Below are 15,818 nucleotides of genomic sequence, written 5' to 3'. Positions count from 1 at the left end.
AGGGGATAATGTGGAGCTTGAGGTAGAACTCATACAGCCTGTAGCGATGGAGGAAGGTCTCAGGTTTGCTATAAGGGAAGGAGGAAGGACTGTGGGAGCTGGAGTTGTTACTCAGATTCTTGATTGAGAGGTGAAAAATGGCAGCGGTAAGAGAAGTCGTAGTACTTGCATGTACAGAATGTAAGAGAAGGAATTACTCAACTACAAAAAACAAGCAGAAGCATCCTCAAAGAATGGAACTCAGGAAATATTGCAAATGGTGCAGGAAACATACATTACATAGAGAGGTTAAATAGGGGCACTAGCTCAATTGGCAGAGCGCGGGACTCCAAATCCCGCGGTTGGGGGTTCGAGTCCTCCGTGCCCCGCATGGAGAGAGCCTATGGAGAAGATCAAGAATTTTCTTAGGGGTGTAAAGCAGGAAGTGGATCGGGTAGCTTGGCCAGACAGGAAACTGGTGACAAAGGCGACGATCAGTGTTATAATTTTTTCTTTACTTATAGGTGTATATTTATGGCTTTTGGATGTTGGCTTTACCAGAATGATACACTTGCTGCTTTCTTTGAGAGGTAGTTGATGGGTGAATTTAAGTGGTATGCTCTACAAGTTGAGGCAGGTAAGGAAGCTACAGCGAGAGAAAACCTGCTTAAGGTTATTGAACTTGAAGGATTGCAAGCTTACGTTGAAGATGTGGTAGTACCTGCAGAAGAAAAAGTTGTGATAAGAACGCAGGGAAAGGAAAAGTACAGGTTGTCTCTGAGAGGAAACAATCGGGATCTGAGTGTGCTTGGTAAGAAGGGTGTGACCACTTTTAGAATAGAGAACGGAGAAGTGAAAGTTATAGAAAGTGTGGAAGGTGATACGTGTGTAGAAGCCCCACCTATATCAAAACCCGGTCAAAAAATAACCTGTAAAGAAAATAAAGTAGAAGCTAAAATAATATTAGAGTCAAAGATGTTTCCCGGATATCTGTTAATCAAAGCTAATATGAATGACACGCTCCTTAGAGCTATAGAAAAAACACCTCACGTTTACAAACCCGTTCTGGTAGGAGGTAGGGTAGCACCTATCGACGAAAAGGAAGTGGAGAGAGTGATAAGTTTCGTAAAGAGAGGTGTTAGACCCGTAAAGGTACTTTTTGAAAAGGGCGATCAGGTAAGAGTTATAGAAGGACCATTCATGAACTTTACTGGTGCGGTGGAAGAGGTGCATCCCGAAAGGGAAAAGATAGTGGTGCTGATAAGTATATTCGGAAGATTGACACCTGTAGAACTTGACTTTTCACAAGTAGAGAAGTTGTAGGAGGAAAGATATGGCTAAAAAAGTAAGTGCTACGGTGGAGCTTATGCTTCCCGCCGGGCAGGCGACACCTGCGCCACCTGTAGGTCCTGCGTTGGGACAACACGGAGTAAACATAATGGAATTCGTAAAGCAGTTCAATGCCGCCAGCAAGGAATTTGAGCCTGGAACTGTAGTACCTGTAGTGATCACCATATACCAAGACAGGAGCTTTACCTTTATAATGAAAACACCCCCCGCATCCTACCTCCTCAAGAAGGCGGCGAAACTGCAGAAAGGTTCTGGAGATCCCAAAAAGCAGAAGGTGGGTAAGATCACACTACAACAACTTAGAGAGATAGCCAGCATTAAGCTCAAAGACATGAATACGCAGGACATAAATGCAGCTATGAGGAGTATAGCGGGAACAGCGAGGAGTATGGGAATAGAAATAGAAGGATGGAAGGAGTAGAGCCATGAAGGAAGGAAAGAGATACAAAAAGGCAATGGAGCTTTTTGACAGGAATAGACAATATACCGTTGAAGAGGCTGTTCAAATTCTCAAGAGGATACATCAAGAAGCTGGGGCTAAATTTGATGAAACTGTGGAACTTGCTATCAGATTGGGTGTTGATCCAAAGTATGCTGACCAAATGGTAAGAGGCTCGTTAGTTCTTCCTCACGGTCTTGGGAAGGACATCAAGGTGCTTGTCTTGGCGGAAGGTGAACAGCAAAGGATAGCTCAAGAAGCTGGTGCTGACTTTGTAGGTGGTGAAGACCTTATAAACAAGATACTAAAAGAAGAATGGGTTGATTACGATGTGGTGATAGCCACTCCCGAAATAATGCCAAAAGTCGCCAAGCTTGGTAAGATACTAGGTCCTAAAGGGCTTATGCCAAATCCGAAGACAGGAAGTGTTACCTCTAATATTAAGCAGGCTGTGGAAGAGGCAAAGAGAGGTAGAGTTGAGTTTAGAGTGGATAAGACGGGTAATGTCCACATCCCTATAGGTAAGATATCCTTTGAAGAAGACAAACTCATTCAGAATGCGTACATGGCAATTGACGCTATAGTTAAAGCCAAACCTTCTGGTGCAAAAGGTCAGTATGTGAGGAGCATCACCCTTTCAAGCACCATGAGTCCAGGTGTTAGGGTGGATATAGCGCAAACACTCAGAAGATTGCAAGAACTAGCCGCATAAGGAGGATAGTATGGAAAGGAAAAGTTGGAAAGAAAAAGAGAAGAAGGTAAAAGGTTACAGAGAACGTATGGAAAGATCCAATCTCTTGATATTCTTGAATTTTACGGGTATAGATGCTGGGGCTATGTCTAAGCTGAGAGTGGATATAAGGTCTTCAGGTGGAGAAGTACTTGTAGGTAAAAATACTCTTTTTTACAGAGCCTTTATGGATACACCCTTGTCGGATCACAGGGAGGTACTTGTAGGACCAACCGCCATAATCTTTTCTTACAAAGATCCAGTTTTATTAGCGAAAAAAGTGTACGAATTTGCGAAGGAGATCAATAAAGACAATCCTTTGGAGAAGATTAAGGGTGGTTATATGCAGGGGAGGTTCTTAAAACCTGCAGATATCCAATCCCTTGCGGAACTGCCTCCTATGGAGGTTCTCATATCTAAGCTTATGGGTACGCTTCAAGCACCTTTGATAAACTTTATCATGGCTCTAAAAGCGCTACCCCAGAAGCTTGTTTTAACTTTAAAAGCTTTAGAAGAGAAAAAATCTTGAAAGGAGGTTAACAGATGGCTACACTTACCATTGACGAAATAGTTGAGGCTATTGGCAACATGACCCTTCTTGAGGTCGCCGAACTTGTGAAGAAGCTTGAAGAAAAGTTTGGTGTTTCTGCAGCTATGGTAGCTGCGGCACCAGCTGCCGTCGCTGGAGGACCTTCTGCACCCACAGCTGTAGAAGAAAAGACGGAGTTTGATGTCATACTCAAAAGTGCAGGAGCAAATAAGATAAACGTCATAAAGGTTGTCAGGGAAATAACGGGATTGGGACTCAAAGAAGCCAAAGATCTTGTGGAGTCCGCACCTAAACCGGTAAAGGAAGGTGTATCCAAAGAGGAAGCGGAAAACATCAAGAAGAAACTTGAAGAGGCAGGCGCTGAAGTGGAGATAAAGTAAGCCTCAGAAGGGTATGAAATTTCCCTCAAATGAAGCCCCCTGTTATACACAGGGGGTTTTATTTTTATTTGACTTTTCTCTAAACTTGTCTTATATTTATAGGTTTCCTGAGCATATAAAGAGGGTTAGAGCATGAGAAGAAATTTATCTTTACCGAGGAAGTTTTTCGGAAGAAGGTCCGAAATACTTGAGCCTCCGCATCTTTTATTTTTACCCAAAGAATCCTTTGAAAACTTCCTGCAGTTCAAGAGATCTCCGCAGGAGCGTCAGGCTAAAGGTCTTGAATACATATTCAGAACCTCCTTCCCCTTTAAGGATCCTGATGAGAAGATCACTGTTGAGTATTTAGGATACGAGGTAGGCGAATGGGAGTGTAACAGATGCGGTTATAAAGCATACAATGATCAGACCTTCCTTGGCGGATACGGGGTTAAATGTCCCAAATGCTCAACACCGCTCACATACAGGGAAAAGTATTCGGTTGATGAGTGTAAAACAAAAGGCTTTACCTACGCTGTACCTTTGAGGGTACTCGTAAGGCTGAAAGCTAAAACCAAAAAGGGAGAAAAGGTCCTTGAACCGAGAAAGGTGTATTTTGGCGAGATCCCAATGATGACGGATACGGGATCTTTCGTAATCAACGGAAGTGAGAGGATAGTGGTAAGTCAGCTTATAAGGTCACCGGGTGTGTTTTTTGAAGAGAAAGAGGAAAGACAGAAAGACACTACCATAGTGAGGATCATATACAGAGCTAGTATAATACCCGATAAGGGTTCGAGGGTAGAATTTGAGCTTTCAAGTACAACAGACTTATTGACCGCAAGGGTTGACAAAAAGAAAGTAAGCGGTTCTTATATGTTCAGAGCCTTAGGGCTTGAAACCGCCTATGACATCTTGAAGTACTTTTATCCGGAAACCAAAGCTTATTTTTCCGAAGGTGAACGGCTTTTTGATAGACAGACGGGTGAAGAGTTCAAAGCTGAAGACCTTACAAATAACTACCTCTTTGCCGTTCTTAGATACAAAGGAAAACTTGAAGGAAAGGGTAAGGAAGAGGAGTTCTTGGAAGAGAGATACATAGAGGATGTAGAAGACCTTGAGAGACTTCTCAAAGACGAAAGGATAAAAGTGGAGCTTTTGACAGCCGTACCAAGAGATAGCGCGGTCAAGAGTCCTTACGGGAAGATCATCATAGAGACACTAATTTCGGAAACATCACCGCGTGATCCTGATAAGAGAAGCTCCATTGTTATCCCTTCCCGTTTCACATTCAGGGATATAGCCCTCGTTGACATATACAAGAAACTGAGAGCTGTAGAACCTATGGTTATGGAACTTGAGCATCTTGTGAGCAGAGCAAGATCCCACTTTTCCCTCTATTTTGAGGACATAACAAGGTACGACCTTTCTCGCGTAGGAAGGGTGAAGATAAATGCTAAAGTTCACAAACCTCCCAAGATCCTAAAACCAGCCGATGTGGAAAAACTTGCGAATATGCCTCCTTTGGCTCTTGCGGAAAATGTGGATACTTACGCTGAAGGCGAGCTTGTGACTGAGCAAATGTTGAAAGAAATATTTAAAATCAAGGATCAGGTGAAAGTTAGGGACTACACGGAAGACAGCGCTCGCTTCATCTTACCAATAGATCTCATAAATACAGTCAAGTACCTTATAGATCTGCGTTTCGGTAGAGAGAAAAAGGATGATATCGCTTATCTGGGAAACAGACGCGTGAGAGCCATAGGGGAATTGCTTGAAAACCAAGCCCGTATAGGCGTGGCACGGATGGAAAAGTTTTTCAGGGATAGGTGTACAGTTGCTAACCCAGAAGACCCACACCTTAAGCCTCAGGATCTTTTAAATCCCAGATATCTCACCAGCGCACTTTACGAGTTTCTCAAAGGTGGAACTCTTTCACAATATCTTGATAACACTAACCCTCTGTCTTCACTTACCCATAAGAGAAGGCTTTCCGCATTGGGTCCTGGAGGACTCACCAGAGAGAGTGCTAAGTTTGAGATAAGGGACGTGCATCCATCTCACTACGGTAGGATATGTCCTATAGAAACGCCCGAAGGACAAAACATTGGGCTTGTGACCTCCTTAACGGTTTATGCACAGATCAACGAGTTCGGTTTCATAATAACACCTTACAGGAAAGTAGTTAATGGTAAAGTAACCGATGAGATAGAGTATCTTGCTGCTTATGAGGAAGAAAATTACGTTATAGCTCAGTATACTCCCACAGATGAGGAGGGCAATATAAAAACTGATAGGGTTTTTGCAAGATACAAAAACGATATCCAGATAGTGAAACCCGAACAGGTCAATTACATGGATGTTTCCTCAAGACAGGTTGTCTCTGTGTCAGCCTCATTGATCCCCTTCCTTGAACATGACGATGCGAACAGGGCGCTTATGGGGTCAAATATGCAGAGACAGGCAGTACCTCTTGTATTTACCTCTTCTCCTCTTGTGGGTACGGGAATGGAAAGAAAGGTAGCATATGACAGCGCTGCTGTGATCGTTGCCAAAAGGGGCGGTATAGTGGAAGAGGTAGACAGCAGAAGGATAATAGTGAGGGTAAACCCGGAAGAGATAGATCCTAATGATCCTACGGATATGGGTATAGACATATACGAACTCAAGAAGATGAGCAGGACGAATCAGAACACATGCATAAACGAGAGACCTCTCGTCTTTAAGGGTCAAAAGGTGAACAAAGGTGAGATACTTGCTGATGGTCAATCAACGCAGAAAGGTGAACTCGCTTTAGGTAAAGATGTACTTGTTGCCTTTATGCCATGGCGAGGTTATAACTTTGAGGATGCTATAGTTATATCCGAAAGGCTTGTAAAAGAGGATGTTTTTACCTCTATACACATTGAGGAGCTTGAAGTGGAAGCCAGAGAGACGAAGATAGGCTATGAGGAGATAACCAGATCCGTACCGGGTGTTCCCGAGAGAATGTTGGCTCACCTTGATGAGTTTGGTATAGTCAGGATAGGTACTTACGTAAAGCCAGGTGACATACTCGTGGGTAAGGTTACACCAAAGGGAGAACAACAGCTCACACCCGAAGAGAAACTGCTTCAGGCTATCTTTGGGGAAAAGTCAAGAGATGTAAAAGACACGTCTTTAAGGTGTCCTCCAGGTGTAGAAGGTGTTGTTGTTGATGTGCAGGTATTTGCAAGGAAGGTGGGAGAGAGAAGAAATTATCTTGCTGAACATGTGGAAAGGCAAGAAAAGGAAGCTCTTCGTAATGATCTTGAAAAGAAGAAAAAGCTCCTCGTTGAAGGTAGAAACAGCATAGTAAAGGATTTAGTTTTGGGTAAAAAGACCGATAGAGATATAACAGTGAAGAAAAAAACTTACAAAGCTGGTACACAGATTGACGAAAAGACCTTTGATATACTTCTCAATTACATAATTGCAAAACCAGAAAATCTCTTTGAGGACAAGGATCTGTGCAGTAAGATAAATGAAGTAAGAGACAGAACAAAAGCTCAAGTGGAACTCTTAGAGAGAATGTATAAAGAAAAGGAGGAATCCATAGGTAAAAGAAGTGAGCTCCCACCTGGGGTTGTTACTCTGGTAAAGGTTTACATAGCTCAAAAGAGAAAGATAAAAGTGGGCGATAAGATGGCTGGAAGACACGGAAACAAGGGTGTAATATCTGTGGTACTTCCTGTGGAAGATATGCCTTTTCTTCCTGACGGAACACCCGTTGACGTAGTGCTCAATCCATTGGGAGTACCTTCCCGTATGAATGTGGGTCAGATACTTGAAACACACTTAGGTTGGGCGCTTAAAGAATTGGGTAAAAAACTCGGAGAACTCATTTCAGAAATGGCTGACAGGCAAGAAATAGTGGAGTTTCTTAAGAAAATTTACTCGGTAGGTGATACGCACTACGGGGAGAATGCCGGATATATAGAAAGTTTCTTAAATGGTTTGAGCGATGAAGACTTTTGGGAAGTTATCAGAAGTTACGCGGAAAAAGGTATACCCGTTGCCACACCTGTCTTTGAAGGTGCAAATGAAGATCAGATAAAGGAGCTTTTGAAAATGGCTGATCTACCCGAGAATGGTAGGATCACACTTTACGATGGTAGGACAGGCGAACCTTTTGATACTAAGGTTACTGTTGGGTACATGTACATGCTCAAACTCATACACATGGTTGACGACAAAATACACGCAAGAAGTACAGGTCCTTATTCGCTGGTTACACAACAACCTCTTGGAGGAAGAGCACAATTTGGAGGGCAGAGACTTGGAGAGATGGAAGTTTGGGCTTTGGAAGCTCATGGTGCCGCTTACACACTTCAGGAGATGCTAACGGTCAAATCCGATGACATTGAAGGTAGGACAAAAGTTTACGAGGCGATAGTAAAGGGTAGATACACCTACACACCTGGAATACCCGAATCCTTTAGGGTATTGGTCAGGGAGCTGAAAGCTTTGGGACTCAATGTTAAGTGTGAAAACGGGGAATCAAAACCCTGCGATCAGATTGAAATTGAGGAGGAAGAAAGATGAGAAAGGGACTTCTTCCCTTTGAAAAAATAAAACTTATGCTTGCTTCACCTGATGATATAAGGAGCTGGAGCTATGGGGAGGTAAAAAAGCCAGAAACCATAAACTACAGAACTCATAAACCAGAAAAGGACGGACTCTTTTGCGCTAAGATATTCGGTCCAATAAAGGATTACGAGTGTCTTTGCGGTAAGTACAGAGGGAAGAGGTTTGAAGGTACTATATGTGACAGGTGCGGTGTTGAGGTAACAAAGTCTTATGTGAGAAGAAAGAGATTTGGACATATAGAGCTTGCCGCACCCGTTGCCCACATATGGTTTTTGAAAAGCTCCCCTTCTAAGATAGCCACACTCCTTAACCTTTCAGCAAGGGATGCGGAAAGGGTAGTTTACTTTGAGTCATATCTTGTCATAGAGTATCCCATGAGCGAAGAGGAAGAAAAGAAGTTTGAGGAGATGGAAGATACCGTACCCATAAAGGATGATATGGGAAATACCAAATTCGTAAAGTTGTATGTGGTAGATGAAGACAAATACCTAAGTGAATATGCAACGAGTCTGGAACACAGGTACGAAAGCGGTATGGGTGCGGAGATAATAAAGAAGGTTTTGGCTTCCCTTGATCTTCAAGCCTTTGCAAGAAAGCTCAGAGAAGAGATAAAACCTTACAGTTTGGGATTTGAGGATCTGGGTAAACACCTGGAGGAGAAGTACAAAAAGATATACCATAAGATGGTTAAAGTCATAGCTGAAAACTTCAGGCTCTATGGTGTTGATCTAAAGCATGCTGAAAGCGTAACTTTAGATCAGGCAATTCTCGGTATTTTGAACGAAGAGCTATATCTCAATGTTGAGACAGGTGAAGTTCTCTCTGAAGATTGCGGTGAGAGTTGTTTGACAGGTAAGGAAGCTCTGCGAGAATATTACGAAAGAGTAAAAGAGAGGAGAAAAGACCTACCCGTATTTGAAAAGATCAAAGAGGATATAAGGTCAGCGGTTCTCAAGGAAGTTTCTGAAGCAAAGGTAAGAAAAGCTATAAGAGTATTGAAACTTGTGGAGGACTTTATAAAGAGCGGTAACAGACCTGAATGGATGATCTTAGAAGTTCTTCCTGTACTTCCACCAGAGCTGAGACCTTTGGTAGCTCTTGATGGAGGACGCTTTGCCACATCAGACCTCAACGATCTATACAGAAGGATCATAAACAGAAACAACAGGCTCAAAAGGCTCATAGAGCTTGATGCTCCCGAAATCATTATAAGAAACGAAAAGAGAATGCTTCAAGAAGTGGTAAGCGCTCTTATTGACAATGGAAAGCGTGGAAGGGTAGTAACCCAGAACGGTAGAGCTTTAAAATCCCTTTCCGACTATCTTAAAGGAAAACAGGGTAGGTTTAGACAGAACCTCCTCGGAAAGAGGGTAGATTATTCGGGCAGATCCGTTATAGTGGTAGGTCCTGAACTCAAAATGCATCAGTGCGGTCTTCCAAGAATTATGGCTCTTGAGCTTTTCAAACCCTTCGTATACAGAAGGTTAGAGGAAAAGGGATACGCCACATCCATAAAGAATGCAAAGAAGTTGGTAGAACAGAAAACTGCGGAAGTATGGGAGTGCCTTGAGGAGGTAATAAAACAGCATCCTGTATTGTTAAATCGTGCGCCTACTTTACACAGGATGTCTATACAGGCTTTCGAACCCGTTCTTATAGATGGCAAAGCCATACAACTGCATCCACTCGTTTGCCCTCCCTTCAATGCGGACTTTGATGGAGACCAGATGGCTGTTCACGTTCCTTTAGGTATAACCGCACAGCTTGAAGCATACATTCTCATGCTTTCTACCCAAAACATCATATCCCCAGCTCACGGAAAACCGATAACTATGCCATCTCAGGATATGATACTCGGTGTTTATTACATCACGCAGGAAGTCCCCGGTGCTAAAGGTGAGGGGAAGCTTTTCCTCAGCAAGGAGGATGTGCTTCTCGCTTTAGAAAACCAGAAAGTGGATATGCACGCAAGGATAAAGTTAAGGCTTGAGGACAGCAAAATCATTGAAACCACACCCGGTAGAGTGCTTTTCAATAGCATACTACCTGAAGGTCATCCCTTTGTGAATGAACCCCTTGACAAGAAAAAGGTATCCAAGCTCATTACAAACATATATAACAGGTATGGTACAGAAAAAACCGCAAAGTTCCTTGATGATCTGAAAGAGCTTGGCTTTAATATGGCAACCAAAGCGGCAATATCCATAAGCGTTGACGACCTTCAGATACCGAGTATAAAGAGGGATATACTCAAGGAAGCCTTCCAACAGGCAGATGAGATCATAGATCAGTATATGAAAGGTTTGCTCACAAACAAAGAAAGATACAACAGGATAATAGATCTCTGGTCTGAGATAACGGATAAGGTATCTAAGGCTATGTTTGAAGAAATAGAAAAGAGCCAGAGAGAGGAAGAAGGTAAAGTATATCCGGGCATTTTCAATCCCATATACATGATGGCAAATTCTGGAGCGAGAGGAAACAGAGATCAGATAAGACAGCTTGCAGCTATGAGGGGTCTAATGGCGAAGCATACTGGTGAGTTCATAGAAACACCCATCATATCCAATTTCAGAGAGGGGCTTTCTGTACTTGAGTACTTCATATCCACATACGGTGCGAGAAAAGGTCTTGCCGATACTGCATTGAAGACAGCTTTCGCTGGGTATCTTACAAGAAGATTAGTGGATGTTGCACAGGATATTATGATAACAGAGCATGACTGTAAAACCCACAAAGGTATAGATATGACTGCTATAGTGGAGGGTGGTGAAGAAAAGGTACCTCTTAGAGAGAGAATAATTGGTAGGACTTTGGCGGAAGATATAGTGGATCCATATACGGGTGAGGTCATAGTCAAGAGGAACCAAATAGTGGACGAAAACCTCGCTGACAGGATAGTACATGCGGGTATAGAGAGTGTGAAGGTGAGATCCCCTCTTACGTGCGAAGCCAAGTTCGGTGTTTGCGCCATGTGTTACGGTTGGGATCTATCTCAGAGGAAGCTTGTGGACGTTGGGGAAGCTATAGGTATAATAGCAGCCCAGTCCATAGGTGAACCGGGTACACAGCTTACCATGCGTACCTTCCACATAGGAGGTGCAGCCGTTGCTGAAAAAGTACAGAACGTTTTGGTGTGTGAAACAAGCGGTACAGTCAAATACTACAACATGAAGCTTATAAGAAACAGGGAAGGTAAGTTCATAAACATATCAAAAGATGCCGCCATAGCTATACTTGACAGAGATTCAAGACCTGTAGAGAGACACTCTGTACCTTATGCATCTGTTATTTTTGTGGAGGAAGGTAAAGAAGTTAAGGAAGGTACCACTCTCGCAGAGTGGGATCCCTTCAACACATACATAATAGCCGAAGAAGGTGGAAAAGTAGAGTTCAAAGACATAGTACTTGATGTAACTGTAAAAGAGGAGAGAGATCCTCTTTCTGGTAAAACTTCCACCGTAGTTTCTTTTACAAGACCAAAAGATGCTATGCTCCACACACCCAGAATAGTGGTAACTACCGCAGAAGGCAGAGAACTTGCGTATGACCTTCCAGTTAACTCCATACTCAACATACCGCCAGAGAACATAAAGGTTGAATGGCTTATCTGTCCAACATGTAGTGAATCCGAAGGTACGGAGATACAGCACAAGTACTATGTGGTTAAAGATTATCAAGTTCAGCCTGGAGATGTTCTTGCAAGGATACCCAAGGAAATGGCAAAAGTTAGAGATATCGTAGGAGGTCTTCCAAGGGTGGAAGAGCTGTTTGAGGCAAGAAAGCCCAAGAATCCCGCCATACTCACCGAGATAGATGGTACTGTAAGGATATACGAAGATGCTGACGAAGTCATACTATATAATCCCAGAACAGGAGAGACGAGAAGGTATGACATAAGGAAAGATGAGTATATCCTTGTGAGTCACGGACAATACATACAAAAGGGGACTAACATAACCGAAACTGTTAAAGCCGAAATAGATGGACAGGTAAGGATTAAGGGGAGAGGATACAAGCTCGTGGTCTACAACAAAGATACGGGACTCCAGAGAGAGTACTTTGTACCTAAAGGTAAGCACCTTCTGGTTAAGAATGGGGATACAGTGAGCGCAGGAGATCCATTAACGGATGGAACGCCAGTACCGGAAGAAATATTAAGGATAAAGGGCATGGATGAGCTTCAAAAGTTCCTACTCAAAGAAGTACAGATGGTTTATAGACTGCAGGGTGTTGACATAAACGACAAGCACTTTGAGATCATCATAAGACAGATGTTAAGAAAGAGGAGGATAGTGGATCCCGGAGATAGCAGATTTTTGGTAAATGAAGAAGTAGATGTGGAGGATCTTGAACAGGAAATTCAGAGGATAAAGGAAGAAGGGGGTAAGCTCCCTAAAGTAGAACCTATCCTCGTAGGTATATCTAAAGCTGCACTTACAGCAAGGAGCTGGATATCCGCAGCATCCTTCCAGGAAACACCCAAAGTCTTGACAGACGCATCTTGTGAAGGTAAGGTGGATGACCTGAGAGGAATAAAGGAAAACGTCATTATAGGAAACCTCATACCGGCAGGAACTGGTAGCGGAAAGCACGCCATGGTTAAACTAGCTGAGGAAACAAAGGTAAAGGCTCTAAAAGATGTGTTATAATAATAGACTGCTTTGAAAGGAGGATGGTATGCCTACCATAAACCAGCTTGTGAAATATGGTAGAGAGCAAAAAAGGAAGAGGAGTAAATCTCCAGCCCTTGAGGGTAACCCGCAAAAGAGGGGTGTGTGTGTAAGGGTATATACTGTAACGCCCAAAAAACCCAACTCTGCCCTCAGGAAAGTCACAAGAGTTAGACTTTCTAACGGCATAGAGGTAACAGCATACATACCTGGAGAAGGTCATAACCTTCAGGAACACTCTATAGTCCTTGTGAGAGGAGGAAGGGTTAAAGACCTTCCCGGCGTGAGGTACAAAGTAATAAGAGGTGCGCTTGACACCGCAGGTGTAGCTAACAGAAAGCAGTCAAGATCCAAATATGGTGCAAAGAGACCAAAACAGACAGGAGGTAAAAAGTAATGCCAAGGAAGGGAGCAGTTCCTCCCAGAGAGGTGATGCCTGACCCAATTTACGGAGATCTTCTCGTGAGCAAGCTTATAAACAAAGTGATGAAAGACGGCAAAAAGAGTGTTGCTGAGTATATAGTGTACACCGCTCTGGAAGAGGCATCAAAAGAGGCAAAAATGACTCCTACGGAACTACTTCATAAGGTTGTGGAACAGCTAAAACCCGAGTATGAAGTAAGACCTAGAAGGGTTGGCGGAGCTACTTATCAGGTACCCGTGGAAGTACCACCGAGGAGACAGATAAGCTTAGCTCTAAAATGGCTTGTGGAAGCTGCCAGAAACAGAGGAAAGCACAGAGGGAGTTACACGATGGTAGAGAGACTAAAGGCTGAACTTCTTGATGCTCTTGAAGGCAAAGGTGGTGCGATAAAGAAGAAGGAAGATACCCATAAAATGGCTGAAGCCAATAAGGTATTTGCGCACTTCAGATGGTAAAGGAGGAAGAGAGATGCCCAGAACCGTACCTATAGAAAAACTCAGAAACATAGGAATAGTAGCTCATATAGATGCTGGAAAGACAACAACAACGGAAAGAATACTCTACTATACTGGGAAGACATACAAGATAGGTGAGGTACACGAAGGTGCTGCCACTATGGACTGGATGCCTCAGGAGAAGGAAAGAGGTATAACCATAACTGCAGCAACTACCGCATGCTACTGGAAAGACCATCAGATAAACATCATAGACACACCTGGACACGTGGACTTTTCCGTAGAAGTGGTGCGATCTATGAAGGTTCTTGATGGTATAATATTCATTTTCTCAGCGGTTGAAGGAGTACAGCCTCAATCAGAAGCTAATTGGAGATGGGCTGACAGGTTTGGTGTACCCAGAATCGCCTTTATAAACAAACTTGACAGGCTCGGTGCGGACTTTTACAGGGTATTTAATGAGATAGAAAAGAAACTCAGTATAAAACCCGTTGCAATTCAGATACCTGTAGGCGCTGAAGATCAATTCAAAGGTGTAATTGATCTTATGAATATGAAGGCAGTTATATGGCTTGAGGAAACCTTGGGAGCCAAGTATGAAATTGTGGATATTCCTAATGAATACCTGGATAAAGCTCAGGAGTGGCGTGCTAAGATGGTAGAAGCCATAGTTGAGAAGGATGACGATCTGATGATGAGATATTTGGAGGGAGAAGAAATACCAGTTGAGGACCTAAAGAGAGTTCTCAGAGGTGCGACCATAAACAGAAAGCTTGTGCCTGTTCTTTGCGGTTCGGCTTTTAAAAATAAAGGCGTTCAACCTCTCCTTGATGCTGTAATAGACTATCTTCCTTCACCCTTAGATGTACCACCAGCTAAGGGAATAAACCCTAAAACTTCCCAAGAAGAGGAAAGAAAGCCTCTTGATGAAGAGCCTTTCTGCGCTTATGTGTTCAAAGTTATGAGCGACCCATATGCTGGACAGCTTACTTACTTTAGGGTTTTTTCTGGTAAAGTAACTGCCGGTTCTTACGTTTATAACGCAACAAAAGACAAAAAAGAGAGAATCGGAAGACTTCTCCTCATGCATGCAAATTCAAGAGAGGATGTGCAGGATGCATCAGCAGGTGAAATAGTTGCTGCTGTTGGACTTGATGCTGCAACAGGGGATACGCTTAGCGATGAGAAAGCCCCCATACTCCTTGAAAAGCTTGAATTTCCCGAACCGGTTATATCTATGGCTATTGAACCGAAAACTAAAAAGGATCAGGAAAAACTCTCCCAAGTGCTTAACAGGTATATGAAAGAGGATCCCACTTTTAAAGCGAGTGCAGATCCGGAGACAGGTCAAACCCTCATACATGGTATGGGAGAGCTTCACCTTGAGATCATGGTAGATAGAATGAAGAGAGAGTACGGTATTGAAGTAAATGTAGGCAAACCACAGGTTGCATACAAGGAAACCATCAAAAGAAGTGCGCAAGCTGAAGGAAAATTCATAAGACAGACTGGAGGAAGAGGTCAGTATGGACACGTAGTTATAGATGTTGAACCTTTGGAAAGAGGACAAGGATTCATCTTTGAGAACGCCATAGTAGGTGGTGTAATACCGAAAGAGTTCATACCTGCGGTAGAGCAAGGCATAAGGGAAGCTATGCAAAATGGAGTACTGGCAGGCTATCCTGTAGTTGACGTAAAGGTAAGGCTTTTTGATGGTTCTTATCACGAAGTAGACTCTTCTGAAATGGCTTTTAAGATAGCAGGATCTATAGCCTTTAAGGAAGCAGTGAGGAAAGCAAGCCCTGTGCTTCTTGAACCTATAATGGAGGTTGAAGTAGAAACGCCGGAGGATTATGTAGGAGATGTCATAGGTGACCTAAACTCCCGCAGAGGGAAGATAATGGGAATGGAAAACAAGGGTGTAATTACGGTTGTTAAGGCTCTTGTGCCTTTAGCTGAAATGTTTGGTTATGCTACAACCCTAAGGAGCTTGACACAGGGAAGAGGAACCTTTATAATGAAATTTTCTCATTATGACGAAGTTCCCCAAAGTATAGCTGAACAGATCATAGGGGAACGGATGGCAGGAGCAAAAACTTAAGGAATACACGGAGGTAAAGCGATGGCAAAGGAGAAGTTTGTAAGGGAAAAGGAGCATGTTAACGTGGGAACTATAGGACACGTTGACCACGGAAAGTCAACGCTTACGTCCGCCATCACCTGCGTACTTGCAGCAGGTATACTCCAAGGT

At 43.1% G+C, this 15,818-nt stretch carries 14 protein-coding genes and 1 tRNA gene; all 15 read left to right on the top strand.

The annotated features are described in order from the left end of the window. Window positions 1-127, top strand: a 127-nt coding sequence (gene tuf, locus ABWK04_00075; GenBank protein ID MEZ0360278.1) for an elongation factor Tu, incomplete at its 5' end; no start/stop codon positions are given. A 10-nt stretch (window positions 128-137) separates the two neighbouring features. Then, the gene (rpmG, locus tag ABWK04_00070; protein ID MEZ0360277.1) at window positions 138-296 is read left to right on the top strand and encodes a 50S ribosomal protein L33; all 159 of its coding nucleotides are present in this window, start codon (window positions 138-140) and stop codon (window positions 294-296) included. Continuing rightward, a tRNA-Trp gene (locus ABWK04_00065) sits at window positions 296-368 on the top strand. The genes rpmG and ABWK04_00065 overlap by 1 nt, the downstream gene beginning before the upstream one ends. A 14-nt stretch (window positions 369-382) precedes the next feature. Further along, entirely contained in the window at window positions 383-577 is a 195-nt protein-coding gene (gene secE / locus ABWK04_00060) for a preprotein translocase subunit SecE (protein MEZ0360276.1), read from the top strand. Further along, window positions 577-1,302, top strand: coding sequence for a transcription termination/antitermination protein NusG (gene nusG / locus ABWK04_00055; GenBank protein ID MEZ0360275.1), 726 nt, complete (start codon window positions 577-579; stop codon window positions 1,300-1,302). The genes secE and nusG overlap by 1 nt, the downstream gene beginning before the upstream one ends. A gap of 10 nt (window positions 1,303-1,312) precedes the next feature. Next, window positions 1,313-1,750, top strand: a complete 438-nt coding sequence (gene rplK, locus ABWK04_00050) for a 50S ribosomal protein L11 (protein ID MEZ0360274.1) — start codon at window positions 1,313-1,315, stop codon at window positions 1,748-1,750. A gap of 4 nt (window positions 1,751-1,754) precedes the next feature. Next, window positions 1,755-2,480: a 50S ribosomal protein L1 gene (gene rplA, locus ABWK04_00045; protein ID MEZ0360273.1), complete on the top strand. Its 726-nt coding sequence runs from the start codon at window positions 1,755-1,757 to the stop codon at window positions 2,478-2,480. Between the two features lie 10 nt (window positions 2,481-2,490). Beyond that, window positions 2,491-3,027 carry a 50S ribosomal protein L10 gene (gene rplJ / locus ABWK04_00040; protein MEZ0360272.1) on the top strand — a complete coding sequence of 179 codons (537 nt, stop codon included), beginning with the start codon at window positions 2,491-2,493 and terminating at the stop codon, window positions 3,025-3,027. Between the two features lie 14 nt (window positions 3,028-3,041). Then, window positions 3,042-3,428 (top strand): 50S ribosomal protein L7/L12, encoded by a 387-nt coding sequence (gene rplL, locus ABWK04_00035; protein ID MEZ0360271.1) that lies wholly within the window; start codon window positions 3,042-3,044, stop codon window positions 3,426-3,428. A gap of 132 nt (window positions 3,429-3,560) precedes the next feature. Beyond that, window positions 3,561-7,970 carry a DNA-directed RNA polymerase subunit beta gene (locus tag ABWK04_00030; protein ID MEZ0360270.1) on the top strand — a complete coding sequence of 1,470 codons (4,410 nt, stop codon included), beginning with the start codon at window positions 3,561-3,563 and terminating at the stop codon, window positions 7,968-7,970. Continuing rightward, entirely contained in the window at window positions 7,967-12,667 is a 4,701-nt protein-coding gene (gene rpoC, locus ABWK04_00025; protein MEZ0360269.1) for a DNA-directed RNA polymerase subunit beta', read from the top strand. The genes ABWK04_00030 and rpoC overlap by 4 nt, the downstream gene beginning before the upstream one ends. A gap of 28 nt (window positions 12,668-12,695) precedes the next feature. Next, a complete protein-coding gene (rpsL, locus tag ABWK04_00020) occupies window positions 12,696-13,085 on the top strand; it encodes a 30S ribosomal protein S12 (protein MEZ0360268.1) in 390 nt (129 codons plus the stop codon). Continuing rightward, complete coding sequence (rpsG, locus tag ABWK04_00015) at window positions 13,085-13,567, top strand: 30S ribosomal protein S7 (GenBank protein ID MEZ0360267.1); 483 nt, start codon at window positions 13,085-13,087, stop codon at window positions 13,565-13,567. The genes rpsL and rpsG overlap by 1 nt, the downstream gene beginning before the upstream one ends. Window positions 13,568-13,580: 13 nt before the next feature. Then, complete coding sequence (gene fusA, locus ABWK04_00010; protein MEZ0360266.1) at window positions 13,581-15,668, top strand: elongation factor G; 2,088 nt, start codon at window positions 13,581-13,583, stop codon at window positions 15,666-15,668. 21 nt (window positions 15,669-15,689) lie between these two features. Further along, the coding region (locus ABWK04_00005; protein MEZ0360265.1) for a GTP-binding protein at window positions 15,690-15,818 on the top strand (129 nt) is incomplete at its 3' end.

It is taken from the genome of Hydrogenobacter sp., assembly GCA_041287335.1.
In the GTDB taxonomy this organism is placed as follows: domain Bacteria; phylum Aquificota; class Aquificia; order Aquificales; family Aquificaceae; genus Hydrogenobacter.
This window is presented reverse-complemented; position numbering and strand designations above follow the sequence as displayed.